This is a genomic window from Vibrio sp. VGrn 2, from assembly GCF_009361695.1.
Classification (GTDB): Bacteria; Pseudomonadota; Gammaproteobacteria; order Enterobacterales; family Vibrionaceae; genus Vibrio; species Vibrio diabolicus.
In genome coordinates this window covers 37,489-59,571 of record NZ_RBWD01000016.1, presented here as the reverse complement: position 1 = coordinate 59,571, position 22,083 = coordinate 37,489, and the positions used below count along the sequence as shown (strand labels likewise).

The following is a 22,083-nucleotide window of genomic DNA, read 5'->3' as shown; positions in this document are numbered from 1 at the left end:
CTACCCCATTTTTATCGAGATTTTTGAGGATTTATTGATTTAGTTTAAGGTTTGCAAAAAAATTTTAGTTTAACCTCTAACTGTTGCTTAAAAAGAGAAACGTTAAAACTAGTGACAATATTTATAGTTTTGTAACTCGAACATTTAAATTTAAGACTATAAATATTGTTATTCATAAGAGTGTACTGTTCCCCTCTTTAACTTGGGGATAGCTGGCTCAACGGCGAAGCAGTACGTATTTTTTTCTACTAAAAAGGTAGGTATGTCATGGCAGAGCAATTTGCTAAAGCTTGGGAAGGTTTTGCTGCAGGCGACTGGCAAAACGAAGTAAACGTTCGTGATTTCATTCAGAAGAACTACACTCCGTACGAAGGCGACGAATCTTTCCTAGTTTCTGAAGGTACTGAAGCGACTAACAAGCTTTGGGCTAAGGTAATGGAAGGCATCAAACAAGAGAACGCGACTCACGCTCCTGTTGATTTTGATACTTCAGTTATCTCTACCATCACTGCTCACGATGCAGGCTACATCGAAAAAGACCTAGAAACTATCGTAGGTCTTCAAACTGACGCTCCTCTAAAACGTGCGATCATCCCTAACGGTGGTATCCGTATGGTTGAAGGTTCATGCAAAGCCTACAACCGCGAGCTTGACCCACAAGTTAAGAAAATCTACACAGAATACCGTAAAACTCACAACCAAGGCGTTTTCGACATCTACACTCCACAAATCATGGCGTGTCGTAAGTCTGGCGTATTGACTGGTCTTCCTGATGCATACGGTCGTGGTCGTATCATCGGTGACTACCGTCGTGTTGCTCTATACGGTATTGATTTCCTAATGAAGGATAAATTCGCACAGTTCTCTTCTCTACAAGAGCGTTTCGAGAACGGCGAAGACCTACAAATGACAATGCAGCTTCGTGAAGAGATCGCAGAGCAACACCGTGCTCTAGGTCAAATCAAAGAAATGGCTGCAAAATACGGTTGTGACATTTCTCGTCCTGCTGAAACTGCACAAGAAGCTATCCAGTGGACTTACTTCGGTTACCTAGCTGCTGTTAAATCTCAAAACGGCGCAGCAATGTCTCTAGGCCGTACTTCTACGTTCCTAGACATCTTCATCGAGCGCGATATCGCTGCTGGCCGCATCACAGAAGAACAAGCTCAGGAAATGATCGACCACTTCGTAATGAAACTACGTATGGTTCGTTTCCTACGTACTCCTGAGTACGATGATCTATTCTCTGGCGACCCTATCTGGGCAACTGAGTCTATGGGTGGTATGGGTCTTGATGGTCGTACGCTAGTTACTCGTACAAACTTCCGTTTCCTAAACTCACTATACACAATGGGTCCTTCTCCAGAGCCAAACATCACTGTTCTTTGGTCTGAGCAACTACCTGAAGGCTTCAAGAAGTTCTGTGCGAAAGTGTCTATCGATACTTCTTCAATCCAGTACGAAAACGACGACCTAATGCGTCCAGACATGAACTCTGACGACTACGCAATCGCATGTTGTGTATCTCCAATGGTTGTTGGTAAGCAAATGCAGTTCTTCGGTGCTCGTGCTAACCTTGCGAAAACTATGCTTTACACCATCAACGGTGGTGTGGATGAGAAGCTAAAAATCCAAGTTGGTCCACAAATGCCGAAGATCGAAGGCGATGTACTGAACTACGATGAGTTGTGGGAGAAAATGGACCACTTCATGGATTGGCTAGCGAAGCAGTACGTGACTGCACTAAACGCTATCCACTTCATGCACGACAAGTACAGCTACGAAGCGGCACTAATGGCTCTACATGACCGTGACGTTAAACGTACTATGGCTTGTGGTATTGCTGGTCTATCTGTTGCGGCTGACTCTCTGTCTGCAATCAAATACGCAAAAGTTAAGCCAATCCGTGACGAAGACGGTCTAGCAATCGACTTCGAAATCGAAGGTGATTACCCTAAATTTGGTAACAACGACCCACGCGTTGATGATATCGCATGTGAACTTGTTTCTGTATTTATGGGCAAAATCCGTAAGCTTAAGACTTACCGTGATGCAATCCCTACTCAGTCAATTCTTACTATCACTTCAAACGTGGTTTACGGTAAGAAAACTGGTAACACACCTGACGGTCGTCGCGCTGGTGCTCCATTTGCTCCAGGTGCTAACCCAATGCACGGTCGCGATGAGAAAGGTGCCGTAGCATCACTAACTTCAGTTGCAAAACTGCCGTTTGCTGACGCACAAGATGGTATCTCTTACACATTCTCTATCGTACCTAATGCACTAGGTAAAGATGAAGGTTCACAACGCGCTAACCTTGCTGGTCTGATGGATGGTTACTTCCACCACGAAGCGGGTATCGAAGGTGGTCAACACCTAAACGTGAACGTTCTTAACCGCGAAACTCTAGAAGACGCTGTTAAGCACCCAGAGAAATACCCTCAGCTAACAATCCGTGTATCTGGTTACGCTGTTCGCTTTAACTCTCTAACTGCAGAGCAACAAGCTGACGTAATCGCACGTACATTCACAGAGTCTCTATAAGACTTTAGCGAAATAACGTTTTAGTGATACAACAAAGGCTGATGCTTAGAAGCATCAGCCTTTTTTTATTTCTTGAATGAAAGTTGTGATATTACGAAAGATTTTGCCCACATTCTTACGTATGATGCGAAAAAAGTTAGTAAATAAAGTATATGAAACTCAGTAAATTAATTGTTCTTACTCTTCTTTCTCCAGTTACGATGGCATCCACTAAGTCTACGGTCTCTTTTACACTCGACAATGATGGTATTTTCGGCGTCGACCAAGACTACACAAATGGTATTTTTCTTTCCTACGCAACAGGCCAACTGAAACAAGAAAGCCAATGGAAATGGCTGAGTCTGGCTGACTCAGAACACGCCAATATCGATAAAATAGAGTTGGTTCTTGGCCACAAAATGTGGACTCCGAGCGACATTGAAGCGGATTATCCACTGGTCAATGATCGCCCATATGCGGGTTATCTACATACTGAGATCAACTATCTTTCTTTGACTGATGATAAGGCCGTCCGCTACAACTTCACCATCGGTGCAACAGGTGAAAGTTCGCTTTCAGAAAAAGCGCAAGAAATCGTTCACGGCATAACAGGCTCGACTGACCCACAAGGTTGGGATTACCAGATCGACGATAAAGTGGCGTTTAGCCTTGGCTACCGCGTATTTAATAAATTGATGCGCAGCGAAGAACAAAAAACGCAATGGGAAATCACCAACATTAACGACATCAATGCGGGTAACTTCCGTAGTGATGTCTCTCAAGGCGTCATGTTTCGTTGGGGTACAAACCTAGCAAGCAGCATCGGAGCCGCCAATATTAGTGTTGAGAGCCCATTCTCAGCGAGTATGCTCGCACAGGATACTTCAAGCTGGTTCTTATTTACGGGGTTTGAAGGTCGTTACCGTTTCAATGACATGACCATCGAAGGCGATCGCCCTGGTATTCCTGAGCCATCAGCGCCATACGACGTCACACTGCAAAATTGGCAAGCAAGCGCCGTAGCAGGTGCAACTTGGTATAACCAAAATTACGGTGCAAGCCTAACCTTTACGATAAAAACGCCAGATTATGAAGAATCCCAAACTGATGTTTATGGGACAGGCTCCTTCTCTGTGTTCGCCTTTTTTTAAAAGCTGACTTATCCCTGTATCCACACCAATCTAAATACCAGGCAAGTTCTCTCGTTTGGTATTAACCAACCCTGTGATCAAGCATTTATTTAGATTGGTCTATCTATTTTCTTTCTTCACATAACCTTGCCTTTAGTACCGACAAAGCTGTTTTAACCCTGCTTTTTGTAATAAAATAACAGCTAGAATTTACTAGTAATGAGAGCAAAAGATGTCAACAACTGGTCGTATTCACTCATTTGAGTCATGTGGTACCGTAGACGGACCTGGTATTCGTTTTATCGTCTTCTTGCAAGGTTGTTTGATGCGCTGTAAGTATTGCCACAATCGCGATACATGGGATACGCATGATGGCAAAGAAGTTACGGTTGAAGAGATCATTTCCGAAGCGAAAAGTTACCGCCACTTCATGAATGCATCAGGTGGTGGCGTTACTTGTTCTGGCGGCGAAGCGATGCTTCAACCTGAATTTGTACGGGACTTTTTCCGCGCAGCTAAAGCAGAAGGTATTCATACGTGTCTAGATACGAACGGTTATGTTCGTAAACACACTGATGTTATTGATGAAGTACTGGATGCAACAGACTTAGTAATGCTTGATATCAAGCACATGAAAGATGAAGTGCACCAAGATCTCATCGGCGTATCGAACCGACGTACATTGGACTTTGCTCGTTACTTGCAAAAAATCGGAAAGAAAACTTGGATTCGCTATGTAGTCGTGCCTGGTTACACAGATGACCCTGAAGCAGCACACATGCTTGGTGAGTTTATTAAAGATATGGATAACATCGAAAAGGTCGAGTTACTTCCTTATCACAAATTGGGTGCCCATAAATGGGAAGCATTGGGCTTAGAATACCCACTCGAAGGGATAAACCCTCCACCGAAAGAAACTATGGACGAGATTCAATCCATTCTTGCGCAGTACAACAATAACGTAAAATACTAAGTGAACAGCAAGACTAACCTCTTTAAAATACCAGCATATTGCTGGTATTTTTTTAACTATACCTAAGTACCTTCAATGAATCTCTATGAGTTGATTTAGGTATAAAAAGAACAATAGAAATGATTGCGTCATGATCGCATAGGAAGGAAGTAACATGGATTGGTTTAACTTGGGCTCTCTGGTTGTCATACTTTGGATAGTGCTCGCCTACTGTCTACCAGATTGGAAAAAAGTAGTTTGGCCCAAGCTTGAAAAGGAAAAAGCATTTCAGCACCTCGTTTTTGCAACACTCTTTTTTTTCAGCATCCTATGGGCAACTCAAGCAGGCGTAAAAGAAGGACTACAGATTCATTTTCTCGCGCTAACAACGCTGACGATGATGTATGGTTGGCGTATGGCCTTTCTAATCAGTATCCCCGCAATGCTGGTCAACCACCTGCTACATGATGTGTCGTTGTTGCAGTTACCCACGTCTTTAGTATTGTCTGCCCTGCTTCCTATCTTCATTAGTTACCTCGTCTTTCTTTTGAGTTATCACTACTTGCCAAGAAACATTTTTGTGTTCATCTTCGTTGCAGGTTTTTTCAACGGCGCGATAACAGGAAGCCTGCATCTGCTGATTAACTCCTTTTACCATTTATCGGTTGGTCATTACGATTGGGAAACCATTCAACATAACTACTTTATTTTTGTACCGTTGCTTGCCTTCCCTGAGGGCCTATTAAATGGTATGTCACTGGCGGTTTTAACCGTATTCAAGCCAGAGTGGCTAAGAGTATTTTCAGACCGAGACTACATATACAATCATTACCATAAATAAGTGTTTTTAAACTGGTCAAAAGTGACAGTTCTTGCCATTTTTTAGTATTAAATATGTGTTGAGATCATGTTTCACTCATGTCTTAAGCGTTAACCTAAGCACATTAAAAATGTATTAGATATCTAGTGAGGTCATCATGGAAATGTCAAACGCTCAACGTTTGATTCTATCAAACCAATACAACCTTATGTCTCAACTTGATCCAAGTAATGCGGCCAAATACAAACGCTTACAAACGATCGTTGAACGTGGCTATGAGCTACAAATGCGTGAATTGAATAAAGATTTCGGCTGTCTCTCAGAAGCGGAGTGTCGTGAGATCATCGACGTTATGGAGATGTATCACGCGATGCAAGAATCTTACAACATGCTCGATACCGAAGATCGTAGCAAAGTGGATCAGCGCCGCTTGCAGTTTCTTGGGTTTGATATTGCTTCAGAGGCCCAACAAGTCCATTACGTACGCTTCCTTATTGATTCTGAAGGTCTGTACCCTCAATTTGATAAAGCAGACCATCACTTTAACAGCCAAATGCCAATGCTGGATAAATACCGTCGTATGCTACAAACTTGGCGCAACTGTCCTCGTCAGTACCATTTATGCGAAAACGAGCTTGCACAAATCTTCAGCGCATAAAATATTCGTCTACGAAAAGGAAAGCTCTCGCTTTCCTTTTTTATTTGCCCTGTCACAACCTTACCGCTGCTTTTCCGTCTTCTTACGCTTACCTTGTGCGATGTAGAGCAATGAATCACTGAGACCCTTCTGTCTTTGCCAAATATCTGATTTCTATTGCACCTATTCACGACATAAATTCATCTTCTGTGAAAGAGTGATTCAAATGTCACTTTTGCAATAAATTCATAATTGTTAAGCAAAATTGCAAATCCCCGACTAGGCTTAAGTAGAGAAAGGCTGTGATTGAAAGATTCATACCCACCGCTCACCGTTGTAATGAAAAAACTGTCCATAAAGCAAAGTCTTTGGTGTCGCCAATCTTACATTCTGTACGAACCAAATGTGATAACAGGACGTATATTCAAACAACAAGGAGCATAACAATAGGTGGGAAAGCCTGAATCAACGTTCGTCGGTAGACTGACTATTAAAGGGGAAAGCGACATGAGTATTTTCGACCACTATCAATCAAGATATGAAGCTGCAAAAGATGAAGAGATGTCGTTACAGGAGTTTCTAGCCCTGTGTAAGGATGACAAAAGCGCTTATGCTAATGCAGCAGAACGCCTACTGATGGCGATCGGTGAACCAGAGATAATCGATACGGCAAAAGACCCGAGATTGAGCCGCATCTTCTCGAATCGTGTTATCTCTCGTTATGAAACCTTTAAAGATTTTTATGGTATGGAAGATGCCATAGAGCAAATTGTGTCTTACCTAAAACACGCGGCGCAAGGTTTAGAGGAACGTAAGCAGATCCTTTACCTACTCGGCCCTGTCGGCGGTGGTAAGTCCTCACTTGCTGAAAAACTTAAGGCTCTGATGGAACAGATGCCTATCTATGTTCTTACTGCTAATGGCGAACGTAGCCCAGTGAATGACCATCCATTCTGTCTATTCAAAGCCACGGAAGACGGCGATATTTTGAAAAAAGAATATGGCATCGAGCAACGTTATCTTCGCTCGATTATGTCGCCATGGGCCGCTAAGCGCCTTCATGAATTTGGCGGCGATATCACTAAATTTAAGGTAGTGAAAGTTCGCCCTTCAATTCTCGATCAGATCGGTATTGCTAAAACAGAACCTGGGGATGAAAACAACCAAGATATTTCATCACTGGTTGGTAAAGTCGATATCCGCAAACTCGAACATTATTCGCAAGACGACCCAGATGCCTACAGCTACTCCGGTGCGCTGTGTAAAGCAAATCAAGGTTTAATGGAATTCGTTGAGATGTTCAAAGCGCCGATCAAAGTACTTCACCCACTTTTGACGGCAACGCAAGAAGGTAACTTCAACGGTACTGAAGGTCTATCTGCGATTCCATTCGACGGTATGATTCTGGCTCACTCGAACGAATCTGAGTGGCAGACTTTCCGTAACAACAAAAATAACGAAGCCTTCCTCGACCGTGTGTACATTGTAAAAGTACCTTACTGTCTCCGCGTATCCGAAGAAGTGAAAATCTACCAAAAACTGCTTGAAAACAGTGAGCTGTCTCAGGCCCCTTGCTCTCCAAGCACGCTCGAAACTCTAGCGCAATTCAGTATTCTTTCACGCCTGAAAGAACCTGAAAACTCATCCATTTTCTCAAAAATGCGCGTCTACGATGGTGAAACGCTAAAAGACACCGATCCAAAGGCAAAAAGCTATCAAGAGTATCGTGATTATGCGGGTGTCGATGAAGGCATGAATGGTCTCTCTACACGTTTCGCCTTTAAGATTTTGTCGCGCGTATTTAACTTCGACCAAACCGAGGTGGCAGCCAACCCTGTACACCTGTTCTATGTGATTGAACAACAGGTTGAACGTGAACAGTTCCCTGCTGAAACGGCAGAGAAATATCTCGAGTTCTTGAAAGGCTACCTAGTGCCTCGCTACGTTGAATTTATTGGTAAAGAGATTCAGACCGCTTATCTCGAGTCTTACTCTGAATACGGTCAGAACATCTTCGACCGCTATGTCACCTACGCAGACTTCTGGATTCAAGACCAAGAGTACCGAGATCCAGAAACTGGTCAGCTATTTGATCGATCTTCACTGAACGCTGAGCTAGAGAAGATCGAGAAAACTGCTGGTATTTCTAACCCGAAAGATTTCCGAAACGAAATCGTTAACTTTGTGCTTCGTGCGAAAGCGAATAACAATGGTCAAAACCCGGTTTGGACCAGCTACGAAAAACTGCGCACAGTAATCGAGAAGAAAATGTTCTCCAATACCGAAGAGCTACTTCCGGTTATCTCATTTAATGCGAAAACCTCTTCTGAAGATCAGAAGAAGCATGACGACTTTGTCGCTCGCATGATGGAAAAAGGCTATACCGAGAAACAGGTTCGCCTACTTTCTGAGTGGTACCTACGAGTACGTAAGTCATCCTAACCCAGTATTGAGTTAGGTCGCTTGTGAAACATGAAGAGGGCTATTTCATGGCGCAATTTATAGACCGAAGGCTCAATGGCAAGAACAAGAGCGCTGTTAATCGACAGCGCTTCTTGAAGCGCCACAAAGAGCAAATAAAAGAGTCGGTAGCAGACGCAGTGAATCGACGCTCGATTACGAATACGGAAACGGGCGAAGACGTCTCTATCCCTCACAAAGACATCAATGAGCCGATCTTTCATCAAGGCAAAGGTGGTGTTCGCGAACGAGTTCATCCCGGCAATGACCAGTTCATTACTGGTGATAAAATTGAGCGTCCTAAAGGTGGCGGTCAAGGTAGTGGCTCGGGAGAAGGCAATGCCAGTCCAGATGGAGAAGGCCAAGACGAATTTGTATTCCAAATATCAAAAGATGAGTACCTAGATATTTTGTTCGAAGATCTCGAGCTGCCTAATCTAGAAAAAAACCAAATTGCCAAAATTACTGAATGGAAAACGCACCGCGCAGGCTTTCAAACTGCTGGTATCCCTTCAAACATTGCGGTAGTACGTTCGCTACAACAATCTCTTGCACGACGTACGGCAATGACCGCAGGTAAGAAACGTCTTCTCAAAGAGCTAGAAGATGAACTTGCTCGTATCAAAAACATTGAACCCGCTCAGCAGTTTGAAGAGAACCGCTTGAAGGCTGAAATTGAAGAGCTGCGTAAGAAAATTGAGGGGGTTCCATTTATTGACACCTTCGACTTACGCTTTAAAAACTATGAAAAACGCCCTGTACCATCTAGTCAAGCTGTGATGTTTTGTTTGATGGACGTATCGGGCTCGATGGATCAAGCAACGAAAGACATCGCAAAACGTTTTTACGTTCTGTTATACCTGTTTTTAACTCGTACTTACGAGAATGTAGACGTCGTCTTTATTCGCCACCACACCCAAGCGAAAGAAGTGGACGAACACGAGTTCTTCTACTCGCAAGAGACCGGGGGCACTATTGTATCCAGCGCATTGAAACTGATGGACGAAATCGTAAAAGAGCGCTATCCAATTGGACAATGGAACATTTATGCTGCGCAAGCATCTGATGGCGATAACTGGGCAGATGACTCGCCAAGATGCCGCGATCTATTAGTGAACAAACTACTGCCAAACTGTCAGTACTACTCCTACATAGAAATTACGCGACGCTCGCACCAAACTCTATGGCATGAGTACGAAAAACTCACCGATGAATTTCCGAACTTCGCAATGAAAAACATTCGCTCTGTGGAGGATATTTTCCCAGTCTTCCGTGAACTATTCCAAAAAGAAACGGCGTAAGGAGGCTAGCGATGAGTACCGCAACGAAAAACCTCTCAGGAGAGGCGCCTAAGAAGCGTAATAGTAAAATGCTGCCAGATGGACCGGATTGGACATTTGAGCTGTTGGAACGCTACCACAAAGAGATTAAGCGTGTCGCACAACACTATCGCCTAGACACTTACCCTAACCAGATAGAAGTGATTACTTCCGAACAAATGATGGATGCCTACTCAAGTATTGGTATGCCCATCAATTACAACCACTGGTCGTTTGGTAAAAAGTTCATCCAAACGGAACAGAACTATAAGCATGGTCAAATGGGGTTAGCCTACGAGATTGTCATTAACTCCAATCCGTGTATCGCCTATTTGATGGAAGAAAACACCGTGACAATGCAAGCACTAGTGATTGCTCACGCTTGTTACGGGCACAACTCTTTCTTCAAAGGTAATTATCTGTTCCAAACCTGGACGGACGCTAGCTCCATCATCGATTATTTGCTGTTTGCCAAAAAGTATTTGGCTGAATGTGAGGAGCGATATGGAGTACAGGAAGTGGAAAAACTGCTCGACTCCTGCCACGCCTTAATGAACTTTGGTGTGGATCGTTACAAGCGACCAGAAAAAATCTCCATTACCGAAGAGAAAGCGCGACAAGAAGAACGCGAGGCATACTTACAGTCTCAAGTGAATGAATTGTGGCGCACAGTACCAAGAGCCAAAACCAAAGAGGAAGATCTTAAAGAACGGTTCCCAAGCGAGCCTCAGGAAAACTTGCTCTACTTTTTCGAAAAGCATGCCCCGCTACTAGAGCCGTGGCAACGTGAAGTCGTGCGGATTGTACGCAAAATCAGTCAGTATTTTTATCCGCAAAAACAAACGCAGGTCATGAACGAAGGCTGGGCAACATTCTGGCATTACACCATTCTCAACCATCTTTACGATGAGGGTTTGGTATCCGAAAAGTTCATTCTAGAGTTCTTACATAGCCATACCAGTGTAGTAGCTCAACCGCCTTATAACAGTCCTTACTTTAATGGTATTAATCCATACGCCTTGGGCTTTGCTATGTTCCGAGATATTAAACGTATCTGTGAAGAACCCACTGATGAGGACAAGGAGTGGTTTCCGGACTTGGCAGGAACCGATTGGTTAGATGCAGTACATTTCGCGATGCATAATTTCAAAGATGAAAGCTTCATTAGCCAATACCTTTCTCCGAAATTAATGCGTGATTTCAAGCTGTTTGCGATCAACGATGATGACCACAAAAACTTTATTGAAGTCGCCGCGATACACGATGAGATGGGTTATAAACGCATTAGAGAAACCTTAGCCGCTCAGTACAACTTATCTAATCTTGAGCCAAACATTCAGGTATTTAATGTCGATGTTCGTGGGGACCGCTCACTCACGTTGCAATACGTACCTCATAACCGAATCCCGCTTGATGACAGTTATGAAGAAGTTCTTAAACACGTATACCGATTGTGGGGATTTGATGTCATTCTGCAAGAAGTAAAAGACACAGGTCACCGAGAAGTCTTAGCGACCTGCCCTAAACGAAACCAATATGACACAAACATCTAACTAATACTTGGATATAAGCAACAAAAAGGCTCCTAATTCTGGAGCCTTTCTCGTTCTTAATTCAATGTGACCTTTAGTTATGCTTGCTTCGCCACAATAGCGCGCACCGCCTCTAGATCTTCTGGCGTATCAACGCCGGCTGCTGGCGCTTCTTTCGCTACCGCTACATGAATTTTTTCACCGTACCAAAGCACTCGTAGTTGCTCAAGGCACTCGATCTGCTCCAATGCGCTCGGAGCCCAATTTACATACGTATTAATGAAACCAGCTCGATAAGCATAAATACCAATATGACGCATTAATGGGTTGGCAATGATTTTGTCTTGTTTGGCAAAGTTATCGCGATCCCAAGGGATAGTTGCTCGGCTAAAGTACATCGCATAGTCTTGCTCATTAGCCACAACTTTAACTGCATTCGGATTAAACACTTCTTCTTCCGAGTCTATTTCTACGGCTAATGTCGCCATCGGAGCGTCACACCCCGATAAGTTATCAGCAACCTGACGAATGATAGACGGTGGAATCAAAGGCTCGTCCCCTTGCACATTAACAATAATGTGGTCTGCAGGAATAGCCATCTTTTCAACAACTTCAGCAAGGCGTTCAGTACCTGATTCGTGGTTAGGAGAGGTCATACAGACTTTACCACCAAACGACGAGACAGCATCAGCAACACGCTCGTCATCAGTTGCCACGATAACATCTTCCGCACCCGTTTGTAGCGCTTGCTCGTAAACCCACTGAACCATAGGCTTACCGCCAATATCCGCTAACGGTTTACCAGGCAAGCGGCTCGATGCGTAACGCGAAGGAATGACAACCGTAAAAGACATTAGCGTCCCTCATCCATACTCATAGTACGAGCCTCAGGCTCGAGCAGAACGGGAATACCCTCTTTGATTGGGTAAGCGAGGCGATCCAATTTGCAGATCAACTCTTGATTCTCTTTATCGTACGTCAGCTTACCTTTGCAAACAGGGCAAGCTACAATCTCAAGCAGACGGTGATCCATAAGCCGCTTTAACCTCTTTTATTCTCTTTAAAATTTGCTCTGCATCGTTTGGTTCAAACTGGGCAGATACAGGCAGATACCACCAATTATCTTGCGCATAATGGCTGCACTTGACGGCATCTTTCTCGGTCATAATCACATTGGCTCCTTGTTGAGCCAATGCTTCTAATTCTTGTTGGTTAAAGTCTTGATGGTCAGCAAAACCTTTTGTGACTTTAACATCTGCGTTCATCGAGTTTAGTGTATGAAAAAATCGTGGTGGATGCCCAATCCCTGCAAATGCCACTAGCTCTTTTAATTCAGAAACGTCCACAAGTTGCTTAGTCTTGAGGTTAATGGCTTTAGATGGCGCTAAAGTCATTGCGATTTCGCCCGTATGTGCTTGACCACCATTGGTGATGATAAAGTCGACTTCAGCAAGACGCTCGACCCCTTCACGCAGTGGGCCAAGCGGAATGAGGCTTTCATTCCCAAATCGGCGATTCCCATCCACAATCACTAACTCAATATCACGGCCTAACGCATAATGTTGTAACCCATCGTCCGTGATAATGATATCCACACCTGACTCTAGCAATGCTTTCACTGCATTTGAACGCACCGGGTCTACCGCAACTGGCGCTCCTGTGCGTCGATGAATCAACTTAGGTTCATCACCACAATGTTTCGCAGGCGTATCTTCTTTTAGCACTAACGGATAGGCAGGAGCTTTTGCTCCATAGCCACGAGAAACGACCCCTGGCTTAAGCCCAAGCTGTTGCAGTTGCTCAACAAGCCAAACCACAACTGGTGTTTTGCCATTACCACCAGCTGTGATATTGCCGACAACAATAACAGGGATAGGCGCGTTGTAGGCTTGCTTACGGCCTGTTTGATATTGCTTTCGCTTAGACTTACTTATTGCTCCAAATAATACACTCAGTGGCCACAAAAGCGGCCACAAGAGGTATTTTATTGGATGGTTTTCAAACCAGATTTTTTCAACCACCGCGTTTATTCACCAAACTGAATACGGTGCAATTGTGCATACGCACCATTTTTTGCAATAAGATCGGCGTGGTTGCCACGCTCAATGATGGCGCCATCATCAACCACAAGAATTTCATCGGCTTTCTCGATTGTGGATAAGCGGTGCGCAATCACGAGTACCGTTTTGTCTTTCTGCAGTTCATCTAATGCAGCTTGGATAGCGCGTTCGGATTCCGTATCCAAAGCAGAGGTCGCCTCATCAAGAATCAATACCGGTGCATCACGCAATAGAGCACGTGCAATAGCGACACGTTGACGTTGACCGCCAGATAGACTCGCGCCATTTTCACCAATCATGGTATCAAGTCCATCATCCATTTTGCTGATGAATTCCATTGCATGCGCGAGTTTTGCCGCTTTCTCGATATCACTGCGCTCGTATTTTCCATCCGTTGCGTAAGCAATATTGTTTGCAATCGTGTCATTAAATAAATGAACATTTTGTGATACTAGCGCAAACTGCTGACGCAAGTTCTTTAACTCGTATTCACGAATATCATGTCCGTCTAATGTGATGGAGCCACTATCAACATCATAGAAACGATTGAACAAGTTCGCGATGGTACTTTTACCGGAACCGGAACGACCAACCAGCGCAACGGTCTTCCCTCTTGGAATATCGAAGCTGACATTTTCCAATGCTGGCTTTTCTGCGCCAGTATAAGTAAAGCTTACGTTTTTAACTGAAACATCGCCATTTGCGCGTTCAACTGTCAACTTACCTTCGTTTTTCTCAGGCTCAAGGTCAATCAACGCAAAGAGCGTTTGGCTCGCGGCCATACCACGTTGGAACTGAGAGGTAACGTTAGTAAGCGCTTTAAGCGGACGCATCAAACCAAACATCGCAGAGAAGACAACGGTAAATGTACCTGGAGTCAGTTGCTCTTTAATCGAGTCAATACTTGCTAAGTAAAGAACGGCAACAATAGCAAGTGACGCAATCATTTGGATGATAGGGTTAGCCGCCGCTTGAGCCGTCACCAACTTCATGCTTTGTTGACGCATTTGGTTGCTGACCTTCTCAAATCGTTTACGTTCGATATCTTGGCCGCCGTAGCTCAACACGACTTTATGGCCTTTCAGCATCTGCTCTGCTGACGCAGTCACGTTGCCCATCATTGTCTGCATATTTTTGGATATTTTTCTAAAACGTTTAGAAACGACACCAATACCCCACGCGACAACGGGAGCAACAGCAAACAGCACTAACGACAACTGCCAGCTGTTGTAAAACATCAGGACTAACAGGCCAATGATACTTGCACCTTCGCGAACGATGCTCACTAACGCCTGGCTGGTTGCCGCAGATACTTGCTCTGAATCGTAGGTAATACGTGACAATAAATTGCCCGTTTTTTCCTTATCGAAGTAAGACACTGGCATATGCATAAAGTGATTGAATACCATGCGGCGGACTTGCATAACCACATTGCCGGATACCCAGCTCAAACAGTATGTGGAGACAAATCCACTTATGCCACGGACAAACATCATGGCAAAAATAATCAATGGAAGCGTGCGTAGAAAATCAGATTCAGCGTTCCCAAAACCTTCATCTAGTAATGGTTTTAATAGGGAAATCATATAGGTATCTGATATAGCATTAATAACTAATGCAATGACTGCAACGACAAGACCTGACTTGTAAAGGCGAATAAATTGCCATAGACGCTTAAACGTCTGCCAAGTCGTTTCATCAGTATTTATCGACATAGAAGTGCTTTATTTTCTTACATTAAGACTCTCATTCTACTCCCTTACGCAGCATCTGCCTATACCAAGGCTCAAATGTATCGCTACGTTTGGTTTCTGAGCGCCAATTATCACGGTGAATAGAGAAGCTTACCTGACCATATTCCCCAGTATCAAGCCAAGTAATGTCAAGCTTGCGATATGCTGCAACAACATGTTCTGCCGGCATTCCCCATTGATTATTTTTTGCCAAAGAAGCAACGGCCACACTCGGGTTTACCGCTTCAATAAAGCGAGGATTCGACGAACTTTTACTACCATGATGAGGGACCAACATCACATCACTTTTTAACTTTTCAGGCTCCCTGAGCAAGATCCACTCGCTAATGGTCTCAATATCACCAGTAAAAAGCATACTGAACGTAGAAATAGGGTCGGTAAGGCGTAGTACACAAGAGTGCGGATTATATGCACGTTGAACAAGAGCAGGAGGCCAAAGTACTTCTATATTTAACCCTTGCCATTTCCAATGATCGCCGCGAGTACAAGACTCATATCCGATAAAGTTTTGGCTACTGAGTTTGCGCTGTGGCGAAAAGGCATCTTCAATGAACAAGCGCCCTCCTGCATGGTCATTGTCGGAATGGCTGAGGATCATCGTATCGATGCTTTCATAACCTCGTTGATGCAAGACCGGAGTGACGACCTGCTCCGCAATACTGCCATTTTGCCATGCTTTACCTGTGTCATAGAGCAGCACTTTATCGTCTTTTTCTACAATCACCGCAAGGCCATGGCCCACATCTAGTACATCAATGCGCCAATGTTGCTGATCATATTCCGATGTGAGCTTAATACTAATTACAATGCCAAGTAACAAACACCACGCGTACTGAAACATGAATCGTTGAAACACCAAGCAAACAATTCCCGCCAGAATCAACCCTGTCATTTCTATACTAATGGGTTGCCAGGAGCCTATCGCGTACTGAATTGACGTGCTCAATGGCTGCAATGACCAGTCCACCAACTGCCACAGAGACTTTGCTATCATTTCAAGAAATAAAGATGAGAACAGGGCCAGAAACATCAAAGGCACAACGATAAATCCGAACCAAGGAATAAACGCCAAGTTGTATGCAATTGATGACAAACTGAAACCAGAAAAGTAATAGCCACTAATAGGCACGATTAACACACTCAACATCAATTGAGTAAGCAATAGCACTTTTAACTTCGCCTTCCAGCCCCCGTTTTGATGCCGAATCAAATTGATTGCGAACAACACTGCGCAAACTGACAAATACGATAACCAAAAACTCATGCTATACGATGCAAAAGGTTGAACAAGCAGTTGTAGCGCTACCGCGAGCAAAAGTACCCGCCAGGAAGCCCAGTGCACTAAGGTATATTTGAGAACGACGTAAATAACACATACCGACACCGCGCGGGTAGTAGGTAATGAGAAGTCCGCTAACCACGCATAGGCAACGGCAAACATCAGCCCACATAAGCTAGGCAATAGCTGGTATTGAGGTAACGCATAACGAATGGCACCGCCCACCACTAGCCCAAAAGTAAACGCCATACCAATATGTAAGCCCGAAATCGAGACCAAGTGCAGTAAACCACTGTCTCTGAGTGCTTGCCAATCCTCCTTAGATAACCAAGAGCGATCGGCAAAAACTAACGCATTTATTAACGAGAAATGATGAAGGGAGGACACATCCTCCGAAACATCAGCGATAATGGCTTGGCGCAAAGATGTGGTAGAGCGAATAATCCAGGTAACATCCTTGTTAACAACACCGCGTGCGATAATGCTTTTACCCATTGCGTGCTTTTCGGCGTCAAAACCAGCTTCGTTGCGTAGGCCTGTAATCGGCTTTAACGAGACGGATGTCGTAAACTCACTGTTAACATCGAGTGGAAAAGGCGTAATAAGACGGATTTTAGGTTTAAGAAAAGGTAACAGAGTTTGAGAATTTACCTTTTTTAGAGCCACAATGCCTTCATATCCGTGACTTATTTGCGTAAAAGGGCTGTCAACTTTACCAATTATGGTAATATTCTCCCCTGCTTGAAAAAGGGCTTGTCTCTGAGACTCCAATACATTGCCGTGGACGATGACAACCATAAAGCCCGCAATTGCGCCTATGCTAATTAAGCCACGACGTAATTTGATTATTGAGCCAGTGGTTATTATTCCCAGCAGCAGCCAACGCCAATCTGGTATTGTCGGCCACCAAGCTGACGAAATTACGCTCGCTACAAATAACGCCAAGGTCCAACTTTTTTCTGAGAGAGTCATGCTGTCCTATGCCTAGAAAGCTGATAAAACGCTTCATGCCAGATCATGAATTGATCAAACGCCAAAAAGCATTGAAGGTCTTCGGCAATGTGTTGTACAACCCGAACTTATGGTGTTTAAATCGTCGCTCGGCGTCTGGGGCTTTTGCTGTCGGGTTATTTATGGCATTTGTTCCGCTACCAAGCCAAATGATCATGGCTGCAGGTTTGGCAATCATGCTTGGCGTCAATTTACCTCTCTCCGTCGCTTTGGTATGGATAAGCAACCCTATCACCATGCCTGTGTTATTTTATTTTGCGTATAAGCTTGGCGCTTTAGTGATGCATGTTCCTCCGCAACCTTTCCACTTTGAACTTTCGTGGGAATTCATTATGCAACAGATGAGCACTATTGGCCCTCCATTCTTATTAGGCTGTGCTATCTGTGGTGTCGTATCCGCGATTATTGGCTACTTCGGCATTAGAGGACTTTGGCGCTACTCAGTGGTTCGGAGCTGGCAAAAACGCAAAATAAGATAAGACGTTACTGCATAAAAATCAGCATTTGCGCTATCAGTTGAGGGGCACCTAACAGTTAGAATGAAACACGATGTCGCTCAAGTTGGATAAATACAAAAAAGGACCGAATTCGGTCCTTTTTGCTTTTCTCGTATTGTAAAACGGTTGGTTATTTAGAACTCAGCACCGCTGCCGGATTTAACTTCGCGGCGCGAGAAGCGGGATACCACGTTGCAAGCAAACTCAAAACGATCGCCGTCACCGACACCAATGCTACGTCTGGCCAGTGTAACTGTGATGGTAAGAAGTCGACGAAGTAAATATCACCCGATAAAAACTGATGACCGATTAAGCTCTCTAACCCTTTAATTAACGGAGTCAGGTTTAACGCCACTAAGACACCAATAACACTGCCGACGAGACTGCCAAATACACCAGAGAACACGCCTTGCCAAACAAAGATACGTTTGATTAGGCTATCTTTTGCTCCCATTGTTCGCAAAATTGCAATTTCTGCGGCTCGATCTTTCACTGCCATCATCAGCGTAGACACAATATTAAAACATGCCACACCAATCACGAGTACCATCACCAAGTACATAATGGTGCGCACGAGTTGTATATCGCGATACAAAAAACCAAACTTTTGCTGCCAGCTTTTCAAATACACGTAAACATCCACCATACTACCTACCTCACGAACAATAGAAGGCGCATTGAGAACATCGTCAGTTTTTAGTGAAATGCCAGTAACCCCTTCCCCTAACCTTGCGTATTGCTGAGCATCCGCTAATGGCACTAACGCTAAAGAATGGTCTATTTGGCCATTCAACGTTAAGAACCCAGACACCTTCACGCGCACACGCTTAGGAGCCTGCACTTTGTTTGCGCCGCCGGTTTGCGGAATCATCAACGTAATGTAATCCCCCACGGCGACATTTAGCTCGTTTGCGACACCTCGGCCTAAGATCACTTGCTGCTGACCGGCATAAAAGTTTTGCCAAGCTTCTTGGTCAATAAAATTCGATAAGCTCGACACCGCTTGCTCGAAAGTAGGCTCTACGCCACGAACTTCTATCGCTTTTAGCTTACTGCCTTTTTCTGCTAACCCCGTAAAACGAACGTACGGCGCTGCCGCAACAACATCTTCATGGTTTAGGGCTTGATTCATCGTTTGGGTGTAGTTATGAAGCGGGCCATTAACGCCTTCCAACTCACCGTGTGGAATAACTGACAACACACGCGATTGCAGCTCGCGCTCAAAGCCATTCATTGCAGAAAGACCGATAATGATCACGGCTACACCAACCGCAATGCCAATCGTTGAAGAAAGCGAAATGAAAGACACCATCTTGTTGCGCTTTTTCGCTCGACTGAAGCGACCACCAATCATCAATGCTAAAGATGAAAACAAAATTAGCCCTCCGCAGATGCTGTATCAGTCACAAAACGATCTACGAGCAAACCATCTTGCATGTGCATTTGACGATCCATTTTCGCCGCCAGCTCTTTATCATGCGTGACAACCAAAAATGCAATGTTTGACTCTTTATTGAGCTCGCGCATCAAATCATAGATAGACAGTGCCGTATTATGATCTAAGTTCCCCGTAGGTTCATCGGCCAAAACAAGATCAGGCTTATTCACCAATGCACGCGCAATCGCAACACGCTGACGCTCACCGCCCGATAACTCAGAGGGTCTGTGTTGCATCCGATGACTCAAACCCACTTTATCTAACAGCGCTTTAGCCGCCTGTTTTGCATCCGTTACTTTAGCGCCGCCAATCATCAGTGGCATCGCCACGTTTTCAAGCGCAGTAAAATCAGCTAACAAGTGATGGAACTGGTATACAAAACCAAGGTGCTTGTTGCGTAAAGCCGCCTGTTTATTCGAACTTAAAGCCGATAGGTTTTGCCCTAGAAAATCAACTTCACCATGAGTTGCGTCATCTAACGCCCCTAGAATATGCAATAAGGTACTTTTTCCGGAACCAGAAGAGCCAACAATAGAAACCAGCTCCCCTTTATCGATATCGAAACTTACGCCTTTCAACACTTCCGTATCTAACGAACCCTCTCGGTAGACTTTACGAATATCACGACATTCTAATAGCTTATTCATAGCGAAGTGCCTCAGCAGGTTTAACAGAAGATGCTCGATAAGAAGGATAAAGCGTAGCAGCAAGGCTAAGAGCAATCGCCAACACCACCACTAAAAGAATTTGCAGTGAATCAATCAAAATAGGTAGATGGCCACCGAAACTGAATAGCGCCACACCAGCAGATTCAAGAATCGCATTCAGGTTAAGTGACAAGATCACGCCCGCAGCGCCACCGACAATCGCGCCAATTACACCACTGCTTGCCCCTTGTACCATGAAAATGGTCATCACTTGAGATTGAGTCATGCCTTGAGTTTTCAATATTGCGACTTCTGATTGTTTCTCCATCACCACCATGATTAAGGCGGAGATAATATTGAATGCAGCAACGCCCACAATTAGACCTAGCATAAGTCCCATCATGTTCTTTTCCATTTTCACCGCTTGGAAAAGCTCACCACGCTGTTCGCGCCAATCACTCCATTGCCACCCGTCAGGCATGGGTTGATCAGCAAAATCCGTCACCATAAATGGATCAGAGAAAAAGACACGCCAACCAGAAACCGTGTCTTTCGGAAAACGCATCAACTTAGATGCATCCGTCATGTTAACAATCATTAATTGACCATCAACGTCCGATCCCGTATTGAAAATACCAGCGACAGTAAAATTGCGCTGGCTAGGAATACGGCCAAGTGGGGTAAACTGCGTCGCGTTGGTCACCATTAAGCGCACTTTATCCCCCATTGATACCTTTAGAGAGCGCGCCAAACTATGACCTAAAAAGACCTTGTAATCGCCCGCTTGAAGTGACGATAATCGCCCAGCAATCAAATGGTTGCTGATCGGATCGCCTTTCTTTGGTTCAATGCCAATGAGGTAACCTGCCGTCAGTTGCGCAGAACTCTGAATTACAGCCTCTCCACGAACGATAGGCTCCGGTTTAGATTCACGCGACATCGCTTGAACAAATGAAGGGGCAGACTCGGTCAACGGCGTTTTTCCATCGTGTTGCGAAACAACGGCATGAGGTAGCACGCCTAAAATGCGCTCTTTTAACTGCGATTCGAACCCATTCATCACAGAAAGAACCGTCACCAACGCCATTACACCGATCGTAATACCCGCCGTCGACATATAAGAAACAAATCGGCTGAACCTATCCCCAGAGCGTCCCCGAAGATATCTCAAACCAATAAATAATGAGATAGGATGATACATATAAGACAAACCAACTGGTTGTTTTGATATAAAGCTTTAGCAGATTATCTTACCTTACTCTTCTCATTAAGAAGACAAGAGAATCGCTAAATTTGTCAACGACATGCAATAAGTCTGTATTTAGGGCAAAAAGTTCAAGGACAAATCAGGTAAACTTGATAACTTCATTCAGTTAGCGATAATCAGTGCCCTACTTCTCTTTGTTTGTTGAGTGAACAGGGAGCGCTCGCTGGCAAAAGGACCGACTATATGACAGAGCAAGAATACTTTACCGTCCATCATAATCTCACTATCAACGTCGAAACGTTGAGTGCGGATTTTGCTTTGCCAGATGAAGAAACCTTTGTCTCCGAAATTCCAGCACCGTTTATTGTTGCCAGCGAATTTAGCCATCTAGATATGTTGGCAGACAATGCACGTCTAGAGCTAAAAAACAAAGATTTAAAGCATGTGATTAACTTGCTTGATACGCAAAACGCGAAACTTAACCTCTTGTTGAGCTTTATGCTTTCACAACAAGATGACGCCTCCATTCGATACCAAACCACGAAGTTTGGCGCCAGCCAACTCAGTTACCGTTCAGATACAGCGCTATCTGCCCAACAACTCGTTCGTGTTAAACTGTTTCTCGACCATCCTGCTGCAGCGATTTACGGTTACGCTCAAGTAGAAGAATGTGATGCTTCAGAGCAAGATTTCATTATCACTCTTAGATATAAGATGCTACGTGAATCTGACCAAGATTTGCTGATAAAGGCGGCACTATATCAACAACAAAAACTTTTACGTCAGCGCTCGATGGAGCGAGATAAAAAATAACTCC

General features: G+C 44.2%; 18 protein-coding genes. 10 read left to right on the top strand and 8 right to left on the bottom strand.

The genetic code is table 11. The features are described from left to right. The first annotated feature begins 267 nt into the window (after positions 1-267). From pflB to D8S93_RS20680, 8 genes are all read left to right on the top strand, one after another. Positions 268-2,544, top strand: a complete 2,277-nt coding sequence (pflB, locus tag D8S93_RS20720) for a formate C-acetyltransferase (RefSeq protein WP_005390666.1) — start codon at positions 268-270, stop codon at positions 2,542-2,544. Between the two features lie 152 nt (positions 2,545-2,696). Continuing rightward, the gene (locus D8S93_RS20715; protein ID WP_152815201.1) at positions 2,697-3,674 is read left to right on the top strand and encodes a lipid A deacylase LpxR family protein; all 978 of its coding nucleotides are present in this window, start codon (positions 2,697-2,699) and stop codon (positions 3,672-3,674) included. A 211-nt stretch (positions 3,675-3,885) separates the two neighbouring features. Beyond that, positions 3,886-4,626 (top strand): pyruvate formate lyase 1-activating protein, encoded by a 741-nt coding sequence (gene pflA, locus D8S93_RS20710; protein WP_152815198.1) that lies wholly within the window; start codon positions 3,886-3,888, stop codon positions 4,624-4,626. 154 nt (positions 4,627-4,780) lie between these two features. Then, on the top strand, positions 4,781-5,446 hold the full coding sequence (locus tag D8S93_RS20705; RefSeq protein ID WP_006742143.1) for an energy-coupling factor ABC transporter permease: 666 nt from the start codon (positions 4,781-4,783) through the stop codon (positions 5,444-5,446). Positions 5,447-5,582: 136 nt separating this feature from the next. After that, the gene (locus D8S93_RS20700; RefSeq protein WP_047008538.1) at positions 5,583-6,083 is read left to right on the top strand and encodes a YfbU family protein; all 501 of its coding nucleotides are present in this window, start codon (positions 5,583-5,585) and stop codon (positions 6,081-6,083) included. 486 nt (positions 6,084-6,569) lie between these two features. Further along, on the top strand, positions 6,570-8,504 hold the full coding sequence (locus tag D8S93_RS20690) for a PrkA family serine protein kinase (protein WP_005390658.1): 1,935 nt from the start codon (positions 6,570-6,572) through the stop codon (positions 8,502-8,504). Positions 8,505-8,551: 47 nt separating this feature from the next. Then, positions 8,552-9,823, top strand: a complete 1,272-nt coding sequence (locus D8S93_RS20685; protein ID WP_005390656.1) for a YeaH/YhbH family protein — start codon at positions 8,552-8,554, stop codon at positions 9,821-9,823. Positions 9,824-9,834: 11 nt separating this feature from the next. Beyond that, complete coding sequence (locus D8S93_RS20680; protein WP_006742146.1) at positions 9,835-11,394, top strand: SpoVR family protein; 1,560 nt, start codon at positions 9,835-9,837, stop codon at positions 11,392-11,394. A gap of 77 nt (positions 11,395-11,471) precedes the next feature. Here D8S93_RS20680 and kdsB read toward each other — a convergent pair whose 3' ends face one another. The 5 genes from kdsB to D8S93_RS20655 are packed head-to-tail and all read right to left on the bottom strand — an operon-like array spanning position 11,472 to position 17,438. Further along, complete coding sequence (gene kdsB / locus D8S93_RS20675) at positions 11,472-12,227, bottom strand: 3-deoxy-manno-octulosonate cytidylyltransferase (RefSeq protein ID WP_152815196.1); 756 nt, start codon at positions 12,225-12,227, stop codon at positions 11,472-11,474. Next, positions 12,227-12,406 (bottom strand): Trm112 family protein, encoded by a 180-nt coding sequence (locus D8S93_RS20670; RefSeq protein WP_005390649.1) that lies wholly within the window; start codon positions 12,404-12,406, stop codon positions 12,227-12,229. Before D8S93_RS20670 ends, kdsB begins: the two co-directional genes overlap by 1 nt. Further along, positions 12,387-13,394 (bottom strand): tetraacyldisaccharide 4'-kinase, encoded by a 1,008-nt coding sequence (gene lpxK, locus D8S93_RS20665; protein ID WP_258677431.1) that lies wholly within the window; start codon positions 13,392-13,394, stop codon positions 12,387-12,389. The genes D8S93_RS20670 and lpxK overlap by 20 nt, the downstream gene beginning before the upstream one ends. 5 nt (positions 13,395-13,399) lie before the next feature. Further along, positions 13,400-15,148: a lipid A ABC transporter ATP-binding protein/permease MsbA gene (gene msbA, locus D8S93_RS20660; RefSeq protein ID WP_005390646.1), complete on the bottom strand. Its 1,749-nt coding sequence runs from the start codon at positions 15,146-15,148 to the stop codon at positions 13,400-13,402. Between the two features lie 31 nt (positions 15,149-15,179). Beyond that, on the bottom strand, positions 15,180-17,438 hold the full coding sequence (locus D8S93_RS20655) for a DNA internalization-related competence protein ComEC/Rec2 (protein ID WP_152815193.1): 2,259 nt from the start codon (positions 17,436-17,438) through the stop codon (positions 15,180-15,182). 8 nt (positions 17,439-17,446) lie between these two features. Here D8S93_RS20655 and D8S93_RS20650 point away from each other — a divergent pair, with 8 nt between their 5' ends. Beyond that, positions 17,447-17,956, top strand: a complete 510-nt coding sequence (locus D8S93_RS20650) for a DUF2062 domain-containing protein (RefSeq protein WP_005390643.1) — start codon at positions 17,447-17,449, stop codon at positions 17,954-17,956. 148 nt (positions 17,957-18,104) lie between these two features. On the opposite strand, the gene lolE is transcribed toward D8S93_RS20650, so the two are convergent. From lolE to lolC, 3 genes are read right to left on the bottom strand one after another with little or no spacing between them, the layout of a single operon-like run. Beyond that, positions 18,105-19,349 (bottom strand): lipoprotein-releasing ABC transporter permease subunit LolE, encoded by a 1,245-nt coding sequence (gene lolE, locus D8S93_RS20645; RefSeq protein WP_134646963.1) that lies wholly within the window; start codon positions 19,347-19,349, stop codon positions 18,105-18,107. A gap of 2 nt (positions 19,350-19,351) precedes the next feature. Then, complete coding sequence (lolD, locus tag D8S93_RS20640) at positions 19,352-20,059, bottom strand: lipoprotein-releasing ABC transporter ATP-binding protein LolD (RefSeq protein ID WP_046874713.1); 708 nt, start codon at positions 20,057-20,059, stop codon at positions 19,352-19,354. Beyond that, positions 20,052-21,260 carry a lipoprotein-releasing ABC transporter permease subunit LolC gene (gene lolC, locus D8S93_RS20635; RefSeq protein ID WP_193621657.1) on the bottom strand — a complete coding sequence of 403 codons (1,209 nt, stop codon included), beginning with the start codon at positions 21,258-21,260 and terminating at the stop codon, positions 20,052-20,054. Before lolC ends, lolD begins: the two co-directional genes overlap by 8 nt. 249 nt (positions 21,261-21,509) lie before the next feature. Here lolC and D8S93_RS20630 point away from each other — a divergent pair, with 249 nt between their 5' ends. Further along, positions 21,510-22,079 carry a hypothetical protein gene (locus tag D8S93_RS20630; protein WP_006742154.1) on the top strand — a complete coding sequence of 190 codons (570 nt, stop codon included), beginning with the start codon at positions 21,510-21,512 and terminating at the stop codon, positions 22,077-22,079. Positions 22,080-22,083 lie beyond the last annotated feature (4 nt).

What these genes read in the sequence shown, in the direction of transcription:
- D8S93_RS20690 (WP_005390658.1), top strand. Translation starts at nt 6,570, where the DNA reads ATGAGTATTTTCGACCACTATCAATCAAGATATGAAGCTGCAAAAGAT.
- pflB (WP_005390666.1), top strand. Translation starts at nt 268, where the DNA reads ATGGCAGAGCAATTTGCTAAAGCTTGGGAAGGTTTTGCTGCAGGCGAC.
- D8S93_RS20630 (WP_006742154.1), top strand. Translation starts at nt 21,510, where the DNA reads ATGACAGAGCAAGAATACTTTACCGTCCATCATAATCTCACTATCAAC.
- D8S93_RS20670 (WP_005390649.1), bottom strand. Translation starts at nt 12,406, where the DNA reads ATGGATCACCGTCTGCTTGAGATTGTAGCTTGCCCTGTTTGCAAAGGT.
- D8S93_RS20705 (WP_006742143.1), top strand. Translation starts at nt 4,781, where the DNA reads ATGGATTGGTTTAACTTGGGCTCTCTGGTTGTCATACTTTGGATAGTG.
- pflA (WP_152815198.1), top strand. Translation starts at nt 3,886, where the DNA reads ATGTCAACAACTGGTCGTATTCACTCATTTGAGTCATGTGGTACCGTA.
- kdsB (WP_152815196.1), bottom strand. Translation starts at nt 12,227, where the DNA reads ATGTCTTTTACGGTTGTCATTCCTTCGCGTTACGCATCGAGCCGCTTG.
- D8S93_RS20700 (WP_047008538.1), top strand. Translation starts at nt 5,583, where the DNA reads ATGGAAATGTCAAACGCTCAACGTTTGATTCTATCAAACCAATACAAC.
- D8S93_RS20680 (WP_006742146.1), top strand. Translation starts at nt 9,835, where the DNA reads ATGAGTACCGCAACGAAAAACCTCTCAGGAGAGGCGCCTAAGAAGCGT.
- D8S93_RS20715 (WP_152815201.1), top strand. Translation starts at nt 2,697, where the DNA reads ATGAAACTCAGTAAATTAATTGTTCTTACTCTTCTTTCTCCAGTTACG.
- D8S93_RS20655 (WP_152815193.1), bottom strand. Translation starts at nt 17,438, where the DNA reads ATGACTCTCTCAGAAAAAAGTTGGACCTTGGCGTTATTTGTAGCGAGC.
- lolD (WP_046874713.1), bottom strand. Translation starts at nt 20,059, where the DNA reads ATGAATAAGCTATTAGAATGTCGTGATATTCGTAAAGTCTACCGAGAG.
- D8S93_RS20650 (WP_005390643.1), top strand. Translation starts at nt 17,447, where the DNA reads ATGCCTAGAAAGCTGATAAAACGCTTCATGCCAGATCATGAATTGATC.
- msbA (WP_005390646.1), bottom strand. Translation starts at nt 15,148, where the DNA reads ATGTCGATAAATACTGATGAAACGACTTGGCAGACGTTTAAGCGTCTA.
- lolC (WP_193621657.1), bottom strand. Translation starts at nt 21,260, where the DNA reads ATGTATCATCCTATCTCATTATTTATTGGTTTGAGATATCTTCGGGGA.
- D8S93_RS20685 (WP_005390656.1), top strand. Translation starts at nt 8,552, where the DNA reads ATGGCGCAATTTATAGACCGAAGGCTCAATGGCAAGAACAAGAGCGCT.